Annotated in this window: 16 protein-coding genes; 9 read left to right on the forward strand and 7 right to left on the reverse strand. The window is 70.8% G+C overall.

Annotated features, from left to right (window positions below):
* The first annotated feature begins 27 nt into the window (after nucleotides 1-27).
* On the forward strand, nucleotides 28-948 hold the full coding sequence (locus OG589_RS26890; protein ID WP_405140557.1) for a coiled-coil domain-containing protein: 921 nt from the start codon (nucleotides 28-30) through the stop codon (nucleotides 946-948).
* A gap of 68 nt (nucleotides 949-1,016) precedes the next feature.
* On the opposite strand, the gene OG589_RS26895 is transcribed toward OG589_RS26890, so the two are convergent.
* Nucleotides 1,017-2,324: a M50 family metallopeptidase gene (locus tag OG589_RS26895; RefSeq protein ID WP_405140558.1), complete on the reverse strand. Its 1,308-nt coding sequence runs from the start codon at nucleotides 2,322-2,324 to the stop codon at nucleotides 1,017-1,019.
* A gap of 250 nt (nucleotides 2,325-2,574) precedes the next feature.
* On the opposite strand from OG589_RS26895, the gene OG589_RS26900 reads away from it, so the two are divergent.
* The gene (locus tag OG589_RS26900; protein ID WP_405140559.1) at nucleotides 2,575-3,180 is read left to right on the forward strand and encodes a LuxR C-terminal-related transcriptional regulator; all 606 of its coding nucleotides are present in this window, start codon (nucleotides 2,575-2,577) and stop codon (nucleotides 3,178-3,180) included.
* 12 nt (nucleotides 3,181-3,192) lie between these two features.
* Here the strand turns inward: OG589_RS26900 and OG589_RS26905 are convergent, their stop codons facing one another.
* Nucleotides 3,193-4,311: a PP2C family protein-serine/threonine phosphatase gene (locus tag OG589_RS26905; protein WP_405140560.1), complete on the reverse strand. Its 1,119-nt coding sequence runs from the start codon at nucleotides 4,309-4,311 to the stop codon at nucleotides 3,193-3,195.
* Nucleotides 4,312-4,430: 119 nt separating this feature from the next.
* Here OG589_RS26905 and OG589_RS26910 point away from each other — a divergent pair, with 119 nt between their 5' ends.
* A complete protein-coding gene (locus OG589_RS26910) occupies nucleotides 4,431-5,672 on the forward strand; it encodes a GNAT family N-acetyltransferase (protein ID WP_405140561.1) in 1,242 nt (413 codons plus the stop codon).
* 42 nt (nucleotides 5,673-5,714) lie between these two features.
* Nucleotides 5,715-5,906 carry a hypothetical protein gene (locus OG589_RS26915; RefSeq protein WP_405140562.1) on the forward strand — a complete coding sequence of 64 codons (192 nt, stop codon included), beginning with the start codon at nucleotides 5,715-5,717 and terminating at the stop codon, nucleotides 5,904-5,906.
* 25 nt (nucleotides 5,907-5,931) lie between these two features.
* On the opposite strand, the gene OG589_RS26920 is transcribed toward OG589_RS26915, so the two are convergent.
* Nucleotides 5,932-6,402, reverse strand: a complete 471-nt coding sequence (locus OG589_RS26920) for a ribose-5-phosphate isomerase (protein ID WP_405140563.1) — start codon at nucleotides 6,400-6,402, stop codon at nucleotides 5,932-5,934.
* 134 nt (nucleotides 6,403-6,536) lie between these two features.
* Here OG589_RS26920 and def point away from each other — a divergent pair, with 134 nt between their 5' ends.
* Nucleotides 6,537-7,025, forward strand: coding sequence for a peptide deformylase (gene def, locus OG589_RS26925; protein ID WP_405140564.1), 489 nt, complete (start codon nucleotides 6,537-6,539; stop codon nucleotides 7,023-7,025).
* A gap of 94 nt (nucleotides 7,026-7,119) precedes the next feature.
* Here the strand turns inward: def and OG589_RS26930 are convergent, their stop codons facing one another.
* The 3 genes from OG589_RS26930 to OG589_RS26940 all read right to left on the reverse strand — a co-directional run bounded on the left by OG589_RS26930 (nucleotide 7,120) and on the right by OG589_RS26940 (nucleotide 9,924).
* Complete coding sequence (locus OG589_RS26930) at nucleotides 7,120-7,617, reverse strand: hypothetical protein (RefSeq protein ID WP_405140565.1); 498 nt, start codon at nucleotides 7,615-7,617, stop codon at nucleotides 7,120-7,122.
* Between the two features lie 21 nt (nucleotides 7,618-7,638).
* On the reverse strand, nucleotides 7,639-9,045 hold the full coding sequence (locus tag OG589_RS26935) for an aldehyde dehydrogenase family protein (protein ID WP_405140566.1): 1,407 nt from the start codon (nucleotides 9,043-9,045) through the stop codon (nucleotides 7,639-7,641).
* A 231-nt stretch (nucleotides 9,046-9,276) separates the two neighbouring features.
* Complete coding sequence (locus tag OG589_RS26940) at nucleotides 9,277-9,924, reverse strand: disulfide bond formation protein DsbA (protein WP_405140567.1); 648 nt, start codon at nucleotides 9,922-9,924, stop codon at nucleotides 9,277-9,279.
* A gap of 252 nt (nucleotides 9,925-10,176) precedes the next feature.
* On the opposite strand from OG589_RS26940, the gene pepN reads away from it, so the two are divergent.
* The 4 genes from pepN (at nucleotide 10,177) to OG589_RS26960 (ending at nucleotide 16,444) form a co-directional block, all read left to right on the forward strand.
* Nucleotides 10,177-12,744 (forward strand): aminopeptidase N, encoded by a 2,568-nt coding sequence (pepN, locus tag OG589_RS26945; RefSeq protein ID WP_405140568.1) that lies wholly within the window; start codon nucleotides 10,177-10,179, stop codon nucleotides 12,742-12,744.
* A gap of 271 nt (nucleotides 12,745-13,015) precedes the next feature.
* Nucleotides 13,016-13,567 carry a LemA family protein gene (locus tag OG589_RS26950; protein WP_405140569.1) on the forward strand — a complete coding sequence of 184 codons (552 nt, stop codon included), beginning with the start codon at nucleotides 13,016-13,018 and terminating at the stop codon, nucleotides 13,565-13,567.
* Nucleotides 13,568-13,579: 12 nt separating this feature from the next.
* Complete coding sequence (locus OG589_RS26955; protein ID WP_405140570.1) at nucleotides 13,580-15,439, forward strand: DUF2207 family protein; 1,860 nt, start codon at nucleotides 13,580-13,582, stop codon at nucleotides 15,437-15,439.
* A gap of 12 nt (nucleotides 15,440-15,451) precedes the next feature.
* Nucleotides 15,452-16,444, forward strand: coding sequence for a hypothetical protein (locus tag OG589_RS26960; RefSeq protein ID WP_405140571.1), 993 nt, complete (start codon nucleotides 15,452-15,454; stop codon nucleotides 16,442-16,444).
* A 7-nt stretch (nucleotides 16,445-16,451) separates the two neighbouring features.
* Here the strand turns inward: OG589_RS26960 and OG589_RS26965 are convergent, their stop codons facing one another.
* Entirely contained in the window at nucleotides 16,452-17,870 is a 1,419-nt protein-coding gene (locus OG589_RS26965) for an amidase (RefSeq protein WP_405140572.1), read from the reverse strand.
* Between the last annotated feature and the right edge of the window lie 202 nt (nucleotides 17,871-18,072).

The following is an 18,072-nucleotide window of genomic DNA, read 5'->3' on the forward strand; positions in this document are numbered from 1 at the left end:
GCCTATGCGGCCGCCAGCTTCCTTACCGTGGCCGGGCTCATGCTCGGCCAGGCGACGGCGGGAAACGCCGCCCCCAAACCCACAGAGAAACAGCTCAAGTCTCAGCTCGCCTCCCTCGGCAAGAAGGTCGACAAGCTGATCGGCGAGTACAACGCCAAGCGCGTCGCCGTCGCCAAGGCCAAGGCCGCCGAGAAGTCCGCCCGTGAGCGGCTGGCGAGCGCCGAGACCGACCTCAAGGCGGCGGAGAACCAGGTCGGCGACATCGCCCAGCTCCGCTACCAGGCCGGCGGCCTCGGCATGGTGGGCGAGCTCATGTCCCCCGGATACGGTGACGCCGCCATGCTCCAGCAGCTCCAGGCCGAGCAGTCGGCCAAGCTGTCGGGGTTCACCTCCGCCAGGAACGCCCGCAAGAAGGCCGCCGACGACGCCACCAAGCTGACCGCGCAGCTCCGCGACGACGTCGTCCAGGTGACGGCCCAGCGCAAGGACGCCGAGAAGCTGATCGGGCAGATCAAGGACAAGCTCGACCAGCTCATCCCGACCGCGCCGGGCAAGAAGGCGAACGGGTCATGGGCGCCGGAGCTTCCCACCGGCAGCGACAACATCACTCCGAGGACGCGGCTGATGCGGGCCGAGGTGAAGAGCCACTTCTCCCTCAGCTTCCCGGTCGGCTGCTACCGCGCCGAGAACGACGGCGGCGAGCACCCGCTGGGCCGGGCATGCGACTTCATGCTCAGCTCCGGCGGCGCGATGCCCTCGGCCGCGCAGGCCGCGCTGGGAGACCAGGTCGCCGCGTGGGCCATCAAGAACGGCCGCAAGCTGGGCGTGAAGTACGTCATCTACAAGCAGCGGATCTACAACCTGGGCTTCCCCGGGTGGCGGGCCATGTCCAACCGCGGCGGCGTCACCGCGAACCACTTCGACCACGTGCACGTCTCGATGTACTAGCCACCGACCGGCCGCCGGCCGAGCCGGGCGGCGGCCGAGCCGGGCGGCGGCCGCACTGGAGGCGCCGGTCAGCCTGACAGGCGGATCGGGTTGACGATGTCGGCGTAGATGAGCAGGGTGCCCATCACCAGGAGCACGGCCGCCATCGCGTACGTCAGGGGCAGGGCCTTGGCGATGTCCACATGGCCGGGGGCGGGACGCCGGCGCACCCGGGCGTACCCCCGCTTGAGCCCCTCCCAGAGCCCTCCGGCGATCTGGCCGCCGTCGAGGGGCAGCAGCGGGATCAGGTTGAACAGGCCCACCGCGAGGTTCACCCCGGCGAGGAGCTGGAGCAGCCCGACGATCTTGTTCTCCACCGGGACGGGGGCCGCCGCGATCTCGCCGCCGATGCGGCCCGCGCCGACGACGCTCATCGGGCTGGTGACATCACGCTCGCCGCCGCCGAAGGCCGCCTGCCACACCCCGACGATCTTCTGGGGGAACCTCGTGATGGCCTCGGCGCTGCGCTTGGTCAGGTCCCACATGACACCGGCGGCATAGCCGAAGCCCTGCTTCTCCATGACGACGGTGGCGCTCACGCCCAGGAAGCCCGCGCCCTTGTCGATCTTGGTCGGGTCGTCGATCGACGGGCGGTCCTGTGCGACGAGGTTCGCGTTGAGCGTCATGGGCTTGCCGCCACGCTCGATGCCGATGGCGATGGGCCCTGCGCCGTGCGCCCGGATGACCCTCGTCGCCTCCTCCCAGGTGGTCACCGGCTTGCCGGCGAGGGAGACGATCTTGTCGTCCGTCTTCAGGCCCGCGAGTGCCGCGGGGGTCGGCGGGTGGGCGGGAGTGCACTCCTGGCCCTTCGCCTGCTCGGCCTGGGTCATGACGCACTCGGAGACCACGGACACGATCGGCTTGCTGACCGGGATGCCGAAGCCCATGATCACGACGGCGAATAGGCCGAAGGCCAGCAGGAAGTTCATGGCGGGGCCGCCGGCCATGATGATGACCTTCTGCCACCAGGGCTTGCGATAGAAGACCCGGTCGCCGTCACCCGGCTTGATCTCCTCCAGCGACGCCTGGCGGGCCGTCTCGATGAGCCCCTGCCACGGCCCGGTGGACATGGTGCGCAGCTTGGTCGGGTCGGCGTTGGGCTTCGGAGGAAGCATGCCGACCATGCGGATGTAGCCGCCCAGCGGAATCCACTTCATGCCGTATTCGGTTTCACCGCGGCGCCGCGACCACATGGTGGGCCCGAAACCCACCATGTACTGCGTGACCTTGACCCCGAAGATCTTGGCGGGGACGAGGTGCCCCAGCTCGTGCAGGCCAATGGACAAGGCCATCCCGAGGAAGAAGATGAGAAACCCGGCCACGATGAGCCAGCTCATAGGTACTACCCCCACCTGCGGAGAAGATGCCTTCTGTTTACATTGCCCCGTCTGAGAGTAACCGAACTCGGCGGCGACTCCTGCCGCGCCGCGAAATCACCTATCAACGACCAACCGTAGGAGTGACTTGCGCGAGGTGGACCGAATCGGGAGACTGCATTGACGGTAAGCAATCATGTAGACACCGTGGGATATGAATCGGCTAAGCGCTATTTGCCGGATCTGTTCCAAGGCCACCCAAGGGAGCACCTTGATACGCATCCTGGTCGCCGAACATCTCCCGCTCGTTCGCCGAGGGCTGGTGGCATCGCTGAACGGGGAGAAGGACCTCAGGGTGATCGCCGACGTCGCCTCCGGCGAGTACATCGTACCGGCGGCCCTGGAGCTCAATCCGGACGCGGCCGTGATCGACGTGGACCTTCCCGACGTCGACGGCCTCACCGCCGCCGCCCGTCTGCACGAGAAGGCTCCGCGATGCAAGGTGCTCCTGCTGTCCGCGCAGCCCAGCCCCGGGCAGGTGCGAAAGGCGTTCGCCGCGCACGCCCTCGGCTTCCTCAGCATCGACGTGGCGCCTGAGCACCTCGCGGACGGCATCCGGCGGGTCGCCGCCGGGCGCAAGGCCGTGGACTCCGATCTCGCCATCGCGGCGCTGACATCGGCGGACAACCCGCTGACCCCCCGCGAGCTGGACGTGCTCCGCATCGCGGCGCAGGGTGCCGCCTCCAAGGAGATCGCCGCGAAGCTCTATCTGTCCGTAGGAACGGTCCGAAACCACCTGTCGCGCATCATCTGCAAGACGGGAGCGCGCAACCGGGCCGACGCGGTGCGCATCGCGGCCGAGGCGGGCTGGCTGTAACGGCGCGGAACGCTATGGGCGCCAGATGAGGATCAGCGCGCAGTCGTCGTTGTGCCCGGCCGACATGGAGTTGACCAGCGGCCGCGCGCCGTCGTGGAAGCCGGAGGGCACGAGGCGCTCGGCCTCGCCGAGGAGCCGGTCGAGCCCTGAGTCGATGTCGCGGCCGGGCTGCTCGATCAGGCCGTCGGTGTACAGCATGAGCGCGTCGCCCTTGTGGAGCACGCCGCTGTCGGGCTCGCAGTGCAGGTCGGGGACGACGCCCAGCACCACGCCCTTGGCGGCGGAGACCTGCCACGTGCCGGTGCCCGCGTCGAACTTGACCACGGGCGGGTGACCGGCCGAGGTGATGTCGTACGCCCCGGTGGACAGGTCGAGCCTCAGGTGGACGGCCGTGACGAAGCCCTCCCCCTCGGGCTGGCGGTGGAGATAGGCGTTGCAGGCGGGCAGGAACGAGTCGACCGACCCGAGCAGCCCCCCGAAGGTGCCCGAGAGCATGAGCGCGCGGGTGCCGGCGTCCACTCCCTTGCCGGACACATCGACCAGCGCGATCTCCAGGATGTCGCCGTGGCGCATGGAGACCAGGAAGTCGCCGCCGAACGACGAGCCGCCCGCCTGCTTGAGCACGACGCGCGAGCCCCAGTCTTTGGCGGGGAGCTGCGGCAGCTCTCCCTGCCTCTTGAGCCGGTCTCTGAGCTCCAGGAGCATGACGTCGCCGCGCAGGCCCTGCACGCCGAGCTTCCCGCGGGTGCGGGCCATCAGGAACGCGAGGACCGTGGTGAACCCGACCGTCACGAGCAGCCCCGCGCCCACGGACCTGACGCCGAGGACGGCGGCGATGTAGCCGAGGGCGACGCCCACGGCCCCGACCAGGACGACCAGGCTGCGCAGCCGGAGCTGCAGGCCGCCCACCAGGGTGACCAGGATGAACAGGCTCGGGGAGAACCACTCGGTCGACACCCTCGTGGCGAGGCCGCCGAGCACCAGGGTGAGCACACTGAGAGTGATGAGGAGATTCCGGTCACGCGCCAGCGGTCCCCTGCGGAGGAATCGCACGATCCGCACCAGGAACGGGATGCGTACCAGGATCGCGCGGAGCCGTGGGGGGATCAGCGGCGCCGGACGGGAAGTCATGATGCACCCGACTCTATCTGCCCGTCTGCACTTTAGGCAGCCGACTTGACCAAGACCTTGATCATTAAACGGGGATATTAGGTGGCCGATCCGGTTTGCCCGGCCATAACGTTAATCGGATGAACACGGAACCAAGCCCGGCCATCCGCCCGATCAAGGACTCAGAGTGGGGCGAGTGGCTTGAGCTCGACGAAGAGGCGTTCGCGGAGGACACCGCGGGGCCCCGGGCCGAGCGATACAGGGCCCTCATCGAGTGGGGCAGATCCCTCGGCGCCTTCGACGGCGACCGGCTGGTCGGCAGCACCCTGGGGCTGACCTTCACCATGACCGTCCCGGGCGGCCCGAGGCCGGTGTGCGGCGTGACGGGCGTCGCGGTGCTGCCCTCCCATCGGCGCATGGGCGTCCTGTCCGCGCTTATGCGACGGCAGCTGGCCGATCTCCACGAGAACGGTGAGGCGGTCGCGGCGCTGTACGCCTCCGAGGCCGCGATCTACGGCCGGTTCGGCTATGGCAGGGCCGCCGACAACCTGTTCCTCAACATCCCCAAGCGTGGCTCCCAGTTCGTGCGGAACGCGCCGTCCGACCCCTCGCTGAGGCTGCGGACCGTACGGCCCGCGGCGGCGCGGGCCGACATCGAGAAGGTGTTCGACGCCGTCCTCGCGACCCGCCCGGGCCTGTACGCCCGGACTCCGGCGCGGTGGAACGCGATGCTGGCCGACGACGAGAGCGCCCGCCGCGGGGCCAGCACGCTGCGCTGCCTGATCGTGGAGGACGACGCGGGCCCGAGGGGATACGCGCTCTTCCGGCTCAAGGCGGACTACACCGACCACGACGTGCCCGACGGCGAGGTCCAGCTGAAAGACCTGTTCGGCCTCGACCCGGCCGCCTACGCCCTGCTGTGGAGGCAGGTGCTCGACCGCGACCTGTGCTCCCACGTGTACGCGTCGAGCCGCCCCGCCGACGACCCGATCATGCACCTGCTCGCCGAGCCCCGCATGCTGAACGCGGGCTGGCTCGACGAGTTGTGGGTGCGGGTGGTGGACGCCGGCAGGGCCCTGCCCGACCGGGCCTACTCGGCGCCCGTGGACGTGGTCATCGACGTCGCGGACGCCGTATGCCCCTGGAACGCGGGACGCTGGCGGCTGTCCGCCGACGCGACCGGGGCGACCTGCGCCCGTACGAACGACTCCGCCGACATCGAGCTTCCCGTCAACGTGCTCGGCGCGGCCTACCTCGGCGGGCGGACGCTCGGAGCGTACGAGGCGGCCGGCGTCATCCGCGAGGGCCGGGCGGGCGCGATACGGGCGCTGTCGGCCGCGATGTCGTGGGAGACCAAGCCCTGGGGCGGGCTCGTCTTCTGAGCGTCCTCAGCGGAACCGCGGCCCGCGTTCTAGGATCCGGGCATGGCACTGCAGAGCTTGCAGATCACCGCGATCACGGCGATGAGGGCGCGAGACGTCTCGCGCCCGACTCCCGACCACCAGGACACCGCCGACAGACGACCCCTGCGTGACGAGGCGCCCCGCAAGGCGGAGGCCGCGCGCAAGCCCGAGCCCCAGCGCAAGGCGGACCCCCGCCGCCACAGAGGCGGGTAGCGGGGACGGCCAGGAGCCCCGCCGGTCAGACCGGCAGGGGCGGGATCTCGCCGGTGGTCTCGTAGGCGAAGATCTGGGCGATGCGGCGCCTGTGCCGCTCGTCGCCCGAGAAGGGCGTGCCCAGGAAGACCTCGACGAAGCGCGTGGCCTCCTCCACCGAGTGCATGCGCGCGCCGAGGCTGATGACGTTGGCGTCGTTGTGCATGCGCGCGAGCGAGGCGGTCTCCTCGCTCCAGGCCAGGGCGGCGCGGATGCCGCGCACCTTGTTGGCCGCGATCTGCTCGCCGTTGCCGGAACCGCCGATCACCACGCCGAAGCTGCCCGGGTCGTGGGAGACGGCCTCGGCGGCGCGGAAGACGAAGGTGGGGTAGTCGTCCTCGGCGTCGTAGACGAAGGCACCGTCGTCGACGACCTCGTGGCCGTGATCCTTCAGCCAGGAGACCAGGTGGTTCTTGAGTTCGTAGCCGGCGTGGTCGGCGGCGATGTAGACGCGCACGGGGCCATTGTCGCAGCCGCGCGCACCGCCGGTCCAACGGGCCGCGCCGCATGTGGGCACTCGCCGGGGTCAGGGGCGCGGATTCCGTTACAGTAAGAGGCGGCTAGCCAGATGACCCCTTACAGGAGAGCTTCATGCGTGAGATCCGCGTGATCGGTGACCCGGTCCTGCGCACCCCCACCGAGCCGGTCACGGACTTCGACAGGGAGCTGCGCCGCCTGATCGACGAGATGATGGACGCGATGTACGCCGCCGACGGCGTCGGCCTCGCGGCTCCCCAGATCGGGGTGTCCAAGAAGCTGTTCGTGTACGACGCGAGCGGTCGCAAGGGCCACGTCGTCAATCCCCGGCTCGTCGTGGACGACGCCGAGGAGGTCCTGGACGAGGAAGGGTGCCTGTCGGTGCCCGGCCGCGACACCGGCAAGCCGCTGTACGCCAGGACGCCCAGGGCGGCGGGGGTGACCATCAGCGGGTTCGACCGGCTCGGGCGCCCGGTGAAGGTCAAGGCACGGGGGCTGCTGGCCCGTTGCTTCCAGCACGAGAACGACCATCTCGACGGCATCCTCTACGTCGACCGCCTGGCGAAGGACGCGGCGCGGAAGATCCTGCTGCAGGCCCCCTGAGACCGCGTCACAGCCGAAATGCGGCCGTAACCCGTAAATCTCCCTCGCCAACCCGCTTCAGAGCGTCCGGCGGCCGTTTCAGCGGCTTACAGGTCTATACCGATCCCTCGGCGGCCTGCTCCAGGCCGCCGGAAGGCCGCACCGGGGCCTCGGGGCGGGGCGGGCGCCGGCGCAACCGCAGCAGGGGCCGCAACGCCAGCCCGAGACCCACGAGCAGCAGGGCGGCGACGACGACCCACTCGTTGGACCCGCCCGGGCCGTACACGTGACCGAGCCTGCCGGTGTCGAAGGCGGGGGACGTCGCCCCCGGCGTGAAGGTGCTCCGCTCGCTTCCGTAGAACGCGATGCCCTCCCGCACGACCTTGCCGTCGCCGGACCGGAACGCGCCGACCCAGTTGCACTGCTCGTGGCCGGGATGCTCGATGCAGTCGAGCCGCTGCGCGGTGAAGGTGCCCTGGACCCCGTCGGCGCGAAGGGCCGCGAGGGCGGGGCGGGCGTTCTGGACGGCCAGCAGGATGAGTAGCAGCCCGCCGAGCGCCAGTGCGATGTCGAACACGCTGACCCGGCGAGCCGGTGTACCGGACGGCTTCATGGGGGGCACCCGCCCTTCTGATCACATCTGCAGGGACTTGACCTCGAGGAACTCCTCCAGCCCGAACTCTCCGAGCTCGCGCCCGTTGCCCGACTGCTTGTAGCCGCCGAACGGAGCCGAGGGGTTGAACCGGCCGCCGTTGATCGCCACCTGGCCGGTGCGCAGCCTGCGCGCCACCGCCACCGCGGTCTCCTCGCTCGCCGCCCACACCGCGCCCGCCAGGCCGTACGGGGTGCCGTTGGCGATCTCCACCGCCTCGTCGACCGAGGTGTAGGGGATGATCGACAGGACGGGGCCGAAGATCTCCTCCTGCTCGATCGCCATGCCGGGCGCGACCCCGGCGAAGACGGTGGGCTCGACGTAGTAGCCGCGTTCGAGCGGCCGGTCGGAGCCGCCGGCCACCAGGCGCGCGCCTTCCTCCTGGCCGGTGTTGATGTAGCGGACCACCCGGTCGCGCTGGGCGGCCGAGACCAGGGGGCCGAGGCGCGTGGCCTTGTCGAAGGGGTCGCCGACGGTGTAGGAGGAGGCGGCGGCCACCGCCTGCCTGACGACGCCGTCGTACTGGTCGCGGTGCACGAGCATGCGGGTCCAGGCCGAGCACGTCTGCCCGGAGTTGACGAAGGCGTTCGCCACCCCGGCCTTCACGGCCGTGCCCAGGTCGGCGTCCGGGAGGATGACGTTGGCGGACTTGCCCCCGAGCTCCAGCGCGACGCGCTTCACCGTGCGGGCGGCGAGCTCCGACACCCGCCTGCCCGCCCGGGTCGACCCGGTGAAGGAAACCATGTCGACGTCCGGATGGGCGGCGATCGCCTCCCCCACGACCGGCCCGTGGCCGCTCACCATGTTGAACACGCCGGCGGGCAGGCCCGCCTCGTGGAGGATCTCGGCCAGGGCGTAGGCGGCGAGCGGCGCGACCTCGCTCGGCTTGAGCACGACCGTGCAGCCGGCGGCGAGCGCGGGGGCGACCTTGCACACGACCTGGTGCAGCGGGTAGTTCCACGGGGTGATGGCGCCCACGACGCCGACCGGCTCCCGCAGGATCAGGGAGTTGCCCACGCGCCTCTCGGACTCGCCGCGCTCCTCGGCCAGCCGGGCGTACTCGGCGAGCACCCCGGCGGGCATCAGGGTCTGCACCTTCAGCGCCAGGGCGTACGGCGCGCCCATGTCGACGGCGATGATCCGCGCGATCTCCTCTGCGCGGGCCTTCAGCAGGTCGGCCGCCGCGCGGAGGATCTTGCCGCGCTCGGCGGGAGCCGTGACCGACCACTCGTGGAACGCGTCGCGAGCCGCGGAGACGGCCCTGCCGACGTCCTCCGCCGAGCCGGCGGGCACCCGGTCGACGACCTCTTCCGTCGCGGGATTGACCACGTCGATGCCCTCACCCGACGAGGACGGCACCCAGGCTCCTTGCACGTAAAGCTGGCGCATACCCCTCAATCCCTGCACGCGGAGTGCCCGGCGGCGAGGAGTCGCGCCGCCGGGCGGTGTCCGTCCACCGCCCGGCGGGTGCGCGTCCAGCGGATGTGGTCCCGCGCGGTCGCCAACACCCTTCGCCTTCCCCATTGACAGTACGGTCAAGCCAGGGGAACGGCTTGAGTTGACCATGGTTGTCCACAAGGTCGCAACCCTCTGGCCACCACCGGACCGCAGCTCAGCCGATCAGTCGAAGATGGGGTCGCGGGTGCGGGAGCGCTTCAGCTCGAAGAAGCCGTCGGTGCTCGCGACCAGGAGCACGCCGTCCCAGAGCTTGCCGGCGTCCTCGCCCTTGGGGTCGGGGGAGATCACCGGGCCGAAGAAGGCCACGCCGTCGACGGCGATGACCGGCGTGCCGACCTCCTGGCCGACCAGCTCGATGCCCTTGTTGTGCGACCGCCGCACGGCCTCGTCGAACTCGGTGGAGTCGACGGCGTCGACCAGCTGCGGGTCGAGCCCCGCCGCCGAAAGGCCCTCCGCGAGCACCTCGCGTATGGCCAGCGCCGTGTCGAACTCCTGCTCGGGGTCGCTCGGCTTGAGGCGTCCCTGGTTGTGGATGCGGACGCCCAGCTCGGTGTAGAGGGTGCCGAGGATGTCGGTGCCGTACTTGTCGGCGGCGGCCTGGAGCACGCGGACCGGCCCCATGGCGTTCTTGAGCATCTCGCGGTAGGCGTCGGGGATGTCCTTGTCCTCGTTGAGCACGGCGAGGCTCATGATGTGCCAGCGCGGTTCGACGGGCCGTACGGCCTGCACTTCCAGTAGCCAGCGGGATGTCATCCACGCCCATGGGCAGAACGGGTCGAACCAGAAGTCCACCGGGGTTCGTTCAGTCATGGCCAGCTTCCCTGATCGTGGTTTCGAAGTGGTCCCAATGCCACGGCAGCCACAACCGGCTCCGCGGCGGCTTATATTCCTTTGTATTCCGATAGGAATCGGTCAAGATGCCGTCTCCACCTATGGCCCCCCTCATCCGCCGCGCGGGCCCTCGATCCCGATGTTCCGGTGCGCCATCAGGGCGCCCGACGTGGCAGGATTCATGCATCCCTCTCGCGAAGGGGCGGGGGAGAGTCGTGATGAGGAGCGGATGTGGCAGGCAACCTGACCCGTGACGAAGCCCGGGAGCGGGCCCGACTGCTGAAGGTGGACTCCTACGCGGTCGAGCTCGATCTGACCGAAGGCGACGAGCGGTTCGAGAGCATCACTACGGTCCGATTCTCCTGCGCCGAGCCCGGGGCGAGCACGTTCATCGACCTGGCCGAGGCCAAGGTCCGCAGGGCCGTCCTGAACGGCGCGGAGATCGACGTGACCGCCTACGACCCGGAGAAGGGCCGACTGCCCCTTTCCGGCCTCTGGGCGAGCAACGAGCTCCAGATCGACGCCGACTGCACCTACATGCGCACCGGCGAGGGCCTCCACCGGTTCGTCGACCCCGTGGACCAGAAGGTCTACCTCCACTCGCAGTTCGAGACGGCCGACGCCCACCGCATGTACGCCTGCTTCGACCAGCCCGACCTCAAGGCGGCCTTCGAGCTCACGACGCTCGTGCCCGCCGACTGGGAGGTCGTCTCCAACGCCGCCCCCGACTCCGTGGAGGAGCTGGAGGAGCACCGCGGCCGCCACGGCACGCTCCAGACCGCCAAGCGCTGGCACTTCCCGCCCACGCCGGTCATGTCGACCTACATCACGGCCCTGATCGCCGGGCCGTACGCCGTGGTGCGCGACGAGCACGACGGCATCCCCCTCGGCGTCTTCTGCCGGGCCTCGCTGGCCGAGCACCTCGACGCCGGCAACGTCATCGAGGTCACCAAGCAGGGCTTCGACTTCTTCCACAGGGTCTTCGGCGTCCGCTACCCCTTCGGCAAGTACGACCAGCTGTTCGTGCCGGAGTTCAACGCGGGCGCGATGGAGAACGCCGGGGCGGTCACCCTCCTGGAGGACTACATCTTCCGCTCGCGCGTCACCGACGCCGTCGTGGAGCGCCGCGCCGAGACGATCCTGCACGAGATGGCCCACATGTGGTTCGGCGACCTGGTCACCATGCGCTGGTGGGACGACCTGTGGCTGAACGAGTCGTTCGCGACCTACATGTCGGTGCTGTGCCAGGCCGAGGCCACCCGCTGGGGCCAGACGGCGTGGACCACCTTCGCCAACGTCGAGAAGTCCTGGGCCTACCGGCAGGACCAGCTTCCCTCCACGCACCCGATCGCCGCCGACATCCCCGACATGCAGGCCGTCGAGGTCAACTTCGACGGCATCACCTACGCCAAGGGCGCCTCGGTTCTCAAGCAGCTCGTGGCCTACGTCGGGCTCGACAACTTCCTGGCCGGCGTCCGCGACTACTTCGGCGAGCACGCCTGGGGCAACACCGAGCTGAAGGACCTTCTGACGGCCCTGGAGCGCACCTCGGGCCGCGACCTGTCGTCCTGGTCGAAGGAGTGGCTGGAGACCGCCTGGGTCAACACGCTGCGCCCGTCCTTCACCGTGGATCCCGAGGGCAGGTTCCTGAACTTCGAGGTCCTGCAGGAGGCCCCGGCCGACTACCCGACCCTGCGGTCCCACCGCGTCGCCATCGGGCTCTACTCCCGGGCCGACGGCGCCCTGGTCCGCGTGAAGCGCGTCGAGCTCGACGTCGTCGGCGCCCGCACCGCGGTCCAGGAGCTGGTCGGCGAGGTCCAGCCCGACCTGATCCTGATCAACGACGACGACCTCACCTACGCCAAGATCCGGCTCGACGAGCGCTCCCTGCGCACCCTGGTCGACGGCGGCATCGCGGGCTTCACCGAGTCGCTGCCGCGCGCCCTGTGCTGGTCGGCCGCGTGGGACATGACGCGCGACGCCGAGATGGCGACGCGCGACTACGTCCGGCTGGTCACCTCGGGCATCCACTCGGTCACCGACATGACGGTGCTGCAGACGGTGATACGCCAGGCGCGCCTCGCCGCGCAGCAGTACGCCGACCCGGCCTGGCGCGACACCGGCCTCGCCGAGCTGTCGGCGGCCCTGCGCGGCCTGATCGGCTCGGCCGCGCCCGGCTCCGACCACCAGCTGGCGTACGTCAACGCCTTCACCGCGGGCGCCACCGCCCCCGGCGACCTGGCGTTCGTCAAGGCCATCCTCGACGGCACCTCCGTTCCCGAGGGCCTGACCGTGGACGCCGACCTGCGCTGGACGCTGATCCACGCGCTGGTGTCGGGCGGGGTGTTCACCGCCGGCGACATCGCCGAGGAGCTCCGGCGCGACCCGACGGCCACCGGCGAGCGGTCGGCGGCCCTGTGCCAGGCGGCGATCCCCACCGCCGAGGGCAAGGCCGAGGCGTGGGCCGCGATCACCGGAGGCGCCCTGAGCGGCGCGGTCCTGCGCTCGACCGTCGTCGGGTTCATGGACCCCAACCACGCCGACCTGCTCCAGCCGTACGGCGAGCGCTTCTTCGAGGAGGTCGGCCGCATCTGGAAGGGCTGGACCTCCGACAGCGCCCAGCGCTTCGCGACCGGGTGCTACCCCGCGCTGCTGATCGACACGGGCACGGTGGCCAAGACGCAGGACTACATCTCCTCCTCCGAGCCTCCGCACGCGCTGCGCCGGCTCCTGCTGGAGGGCGCCGACGGCATCAGCCGGGCCCTGCGAGCCCGGGCCAAGGACGCCTCGGCCGCCTGAGGCCCGCCTCCCGCCACATCCCGCAGGCCGGCCCGAGCCCCACGTGGCCGGGCCCGGCCTGCCCGCCCGAGGAACACCCTCCTTGAGGCCCGGCCCGCCCGATGTCCAAGTCCGGTTGGACGTCAGGCGGGCCGGTCGGCTTCAACGGCGCTGTAAGCGCGTTGCAAGCACCGCGCGGTGATATTGGGGCCAGAGCCCGGCAGCACCCGTTTACAGCAGGCCACCTCGGGTCTACTGTGCGCGCTGTCACCGTACGTCAGGGAGGCCCCCCTTGATCACCCTCGTCGCCGTCGGCGTCCTCGCCCTCGTCCTGATCCTCGTCACCGTCACGACCTACAACGGGCTGGTTCGCAGGCGCGGGGCGGTGGACAACGCCTGGGCGCAGATCGACGTGCAGCTCAAGCGGCGCCACGACCTGATCCCGAACCTCGTCGAGACCGTGAAGGGGTACGCCTCCCATGAGCGCCAGACCCTCGAAGCGGTCGTCGCCGCCCGGCAGCAGGCCGTGGCCGCCCGGGGCCCGCACGACCAGGCGGCCGCGGAGAACATGCTCTCGGGCGCCCTGAAGAACCTGTTCGCCCTGTCGGAGGCCTACCCCGACCTGAAGGCCAACCAGAACTTCGCCGCGCTGCAGGAGGAGCTCGCGACCAGCGAGAACCGCATCGCCTACTCCCGGCAGTACTACAACGACGCCGTGCTGGCGTACAACAACGGCATCCAGACGGTCCCGGCGAACATCGTGGCGGGCATGACCGGCTTCCAGCAGCGCGAGTACTTCCAGGCGCCGGGCGAGGAGCGCGGCCCGGTCCAGGTCCGGTTCTGACGCCGCCCCGCGATGATCTACGTACTCGTCGCCGTGGCCGCCCTCGGCCTCTGGCTGCTCCTGCTGGCCACGCTGGCCTTCTCCACGCGCAACCCCGGCATCGACCCGGGACCGCCCACCAGCGAGCTGCGCGACGAGTCACCCGCGCTGGTGGACCTGATCACCGGCAACTGGCGCCTCTGCGACGAGGCGACCTCCGCCACCCTGCTCGACCTGGCCGCGAAGGGCGCGGTCCAGATCGAGGAGATCGGTCCCGAGCTGTCCCTCGTACGGCTGCGTGAGCCCCGCACGGCGCTCACGGCGTACGAGAAGCTGGTGCACGACCACGTGCGGTCCCTCGCCACCGACGGGGTCGTGGCCACCGGCGCCCTGGCCGAGGGCGCGAGGAACCTCGGCCGGTGGTGGAAGAGCTTCCGCAGGAAGGTGATCGCGGAGGCGCGCGAGAAGGGCCTGTCGCGGGCCCGCTGGAGCACCGCCCAGGCGGCTCTGCTGACCGTGGCCGCGGTGGTGCCTGCCGTCGCCCTCGGCGTCGCCGTCGCCGCGACGGCGGACAACGGCCACAAGGACGGGGGCTTCGGCGCGGCCATCGTCGGCTTCGCCCTGCTGACCTCGCTGATGGGGAAGCTGAACGGCGAGCGCGGCACCGCCGAGGGAGCCAGGGTGGCGGGCTACTGGATGGGGGTGCGCGCGCATCTGGCCGCCAACCAGGGGTTCGCCGAGCAGCCGGCCGCGGCCGTCACCATCTGGGGGCGGCACCTGGCCTACGCGGCGGCCCTCGGCCTGGCGAGGCGCGCGGTGACCAGCCTGCCGATCAGCGTCCCCGCCGACGACAAGCGGGCCTGGTCCGACTACGGCGGCATGTGGCACGTCGTCAACGTCCGCTACCCGCGGCGCATCATGTGGGGCCGTCCGCCCTGGCCCACGATCGGGCGCGGCCTGGTCGCCGGGCTCGCGACCGGGTTCTGGCTCTGGTTGCTCGGCATCGTCGCCCAGGCGCTTCTGGACTGGCCGCACGGGCTGGTCACGCCGGTGGCCTACCTGGGCGCCGCCGCCGCGGCCGCCGTGCCGATCGCCTTCGCCGTGGCGGACCTGACCGGCAAGACCGAGATGGAGGGCCAGATCGTGCGGCTGCGCGCGATCCAGGTCGGCTCCAACGGCAACGACCAGCCCAAGTACGCCTACTGGGTGGCGCTGGACGACGGGCATCTGCGTGACGTCAAGGCCTTCTGCGTCGAGGAGGGCAAGTGGAACCGGCTGGCCGAAGGCGACCGGGTGCGGGCGCGCGTCTTCCGGAGGATCGGCTGGGTCCACGAGATCGAGGTCCTGGACCGCTCACGGCACCGTGACGCGGCGTCGTACGACGACACCGGCGAGCTGCTCCTCAACGCTCCGGAGAACCTCGGCGAGGTACCGGTCCTCGCCCGCCCGGGCCAGACCCCCGCCGAGGGCGTGGACGGCCGCACGGCCGCTCTGGTCACCCCGGACGACCTGCGGCGGGCGCTCGGCATCACGACCGGCTCCGCCGGGCCGTACCCGGAGCGGCTGCCCACGCCCGCGTGGCTGGCCGTGCGGTCGTGCCGCTACGAGACGACCGGCGGGACGCCGGTCACCGTGGACGTGCATGCCGCGTCCGGGGCGCGGGGCGGCTACCTGATGGTTCTCGGGCACCTGCTGACCCGCGTCGAGGGGCGCCAGGTCTCCGGGGTGGGCACCGGCGCCATGCTGTACCCGGGGGTGGTCGCGGCGCGGACGAGCGAGGGCACCTTCGCGATCCACGTGCACTCCCCCGCCGGCCCGCCGCCCGAGGACGCCCTGGTCGACCTGGCGCTCACCGCGGCGGCACGCATGGAGGGGAGATCACCGGTCGCGTGAGAGGGTTACCAGGTGAAATCGCCCCTCGATCTTCTCACCGAGCTCGCCCGGCGGCACGCCTTCGGTGACCTTGGAGCCCTGGCTCCCAAGGTCATGCCGGACGCCGTGCTGATCCCGGCGCTCTGCGAGTTCGGCCAGCGGCTGCTCACGCTCGACGCGGAGGACTTCGCCACCGAGGTCGACGCGAAAACCGTCCCCAGCGCCCTGAGACGCCGCGCGCGCGACTGCCACATGCCCCAGACGCCCCGAGAGCAGCCGCGTGGCGCCCTCGCCTCCCTCAGGCCCGCCTACGGGCTGCTGCTGGAGGTGATCCGGGTGCGCTGGGAGCGGCGCGAGCTCAGCTCGGTGATGGCGGCCCTGCACATCGCCGGCGAGTACCTTCCGCTGCTGGCCTTCGAGCCGGTGCTCGGGCACGCCGGCGACCCGGCGCGCTGGCCCGAGGGGCTGCGCGCCGAAGGCAGCAGGTTCGGGGTGATCGGCGACCGGGAGTGCGACCACACCAAGCCCGAGAAGTCCGCCGCCGAGCGCACGCTGCGGGTGGCCCACGAGCCGCCCGAGGGCTGGCGGACGTACTTCGACCGCCAGCACAGCCAGCTGGCGGGGGCGATGGCGACCTGCGTCGCCAAGTGCCGCAGGCCGTGCACGGCCATGGGCTGGATCGCCGCCGAGGCCCGCGAGAGCCTCGCCCTGCGCTGCAAGGTCGCGCTCGCGTACGCCGACACCCCGCTGGTACGGCTGCGCCACGCCGCGCCGGTGGGTCATGGGTTCGGCGTGCCCTCGCCCGAGGAGGTGCTCGACGCCTGGGCGCGGAGCCGGGCGCACCTGGACAAGAACGGCGTGGGCCACCGCGCCACCCGCGACGACGGCTTTCCCCTGCCGGGCCTGCCCAGCCTGTTCTCGGCGATCGCGGGCACGGTGATCGAGCCCTCGACGCTCCTGTCGGACGTCGCCGCGCAGCTGGTCGCGCTGATCGAGGGCCCGGCGGCGCGCGGCGCCGCGTCGTGACGGCGGGTCACCAGAGGGCGGGCCGCCGATCTCCCCAGAACCCGCCGACCGCCGCCTCGACCTGCGCGGAGACCGAGATGAGCGTGGCCTCGTCGCCGAACCGGCCGGCGAGCATGACACCGATCGGAAGGCCCCCGTCGGTCCAGTGCAGGGGAAGGTTGACGGCGGGCTGGCCGCTGACGTTGTAGATCGCGGCGAACGGCGCGAACCGCTCCATGCGGTGGAAGGTCTCCTCGGGGTCCTCGACGTCCTCGAACCAGCCGACGGGCACCGGCGGCTGGGTGACGGTGGGGGTGAGGACCGCGTCGTACTCGTTCATGACCAGGAACCCGAAGCGCGTCGCCGTCTGCAGCGTGGCCTGGGCCTGGAGGAACTCCGGGGCCGTGGTCGCGAAGCCCCGAGCACGCAGCCACCTGGTGAGGGGGCGCAGCCTGGGCTCCAGCGAGGGGTCGACCGGGTGCATGCACGCGAAGCAGAACCACAGCTTCTCGAACTCGGTCACGATGGACGGGTCGAACGGCGGCGGCATGTCGACGACCTCGTGACCGAGCGACTCCAGCAACGCCGAGGCCTTCTCGTAGGCGGCCATGACGTCCGGATGCACCTCGGACCCCGGCACCACGGGCGTGGCGTTCCTGCCGATCTTGAGCCGGCCGGGCTCGCGGGTGACCGCCTCGGTGAAGCCGACCGGGGACGGCGGCGCGATGTACAGGTCACCGGGCTGGTTGTGGGCCATGACCGAAAGCAGCGCGGCGGCGTCGGCCACCGTGCGGGCGATGGGGCCGTTGGTCGACAGGCCCGCCAGGTCGGGGACGATCGGCGCGAAGGAGATGCGCCCGCGGGTCGGCTTGATGCCGTAGAGGCCGCAGACCGAGGCCGGGATGCGGATGGAGCCCGCCCCGTCGCTGCCTTGCGCGGCGGGGGCAAGCCCGGCCGCGACCGCCGCGGCGGCTCCCCCGCTCGACCCCCCGGCCGACCGGGTGAGGTCCCAGGGGGTGCGTGAGGGGGGCGACACGTACGTCTCGGTGTAGCAGGGGAGGCCGAACTCGGGGGTCGCGGTCTTGCCGATCATGATCGTGCCGGCGTCGCGCAGCCGCTCGACCACGCTGTCGTCGACCGGCGCGACGAAGCCCTCGTAGGTGGCGGAGCCGAAGTGGATCGGCACGTCCTTGACGAGGTTGAGGTCCTTGATCGGGATGGGCACGCCGAGCAGCGGCGGAAGATCGGCGCCCTCCAGGGCGAGTGCCTCCGCCCTTCGCGCCTCGTCGAGCGCGCGGTCGGCGGTCAGCGTGACGAACGCCCCCACCTCGGGATCGAGCCGCTCGATGCGCTCCAGATAGTGCTTGGTGATCTCTACCGGAGACAGCTCCAGGGATCGCACGGCCTCGGCCTGCTCCAGGGCTGTAAGATCATGTATGTGCGCCACGCTTCCGCACAGTAGGGCCTTTGAGCACCGGTTATCTAGAGAGAAAAGAGTTAGATACCCGGCTTTTCGCCTTACAATGCGGGAAGAGACGGCCACAAAAATGTGAACTAGCCAACACTAGGCATGCCCTTGGGCGTCAACTACCGTGAGTTACGTGGATTCCGGTCTAGAACCTGATGACGGTCACAATACGTCACCCATA

It is taken from the genome of Sphaerisporangium sp. NBC_01403, from assembly GCF_045040145.1.
Lineage (GTDB): Bacteria > Actinomycetota > Actinomycetes > Streptosporangiales > Streptosporangiaceae > Sphaerisporangium > Sphaerisporangium viridialbum.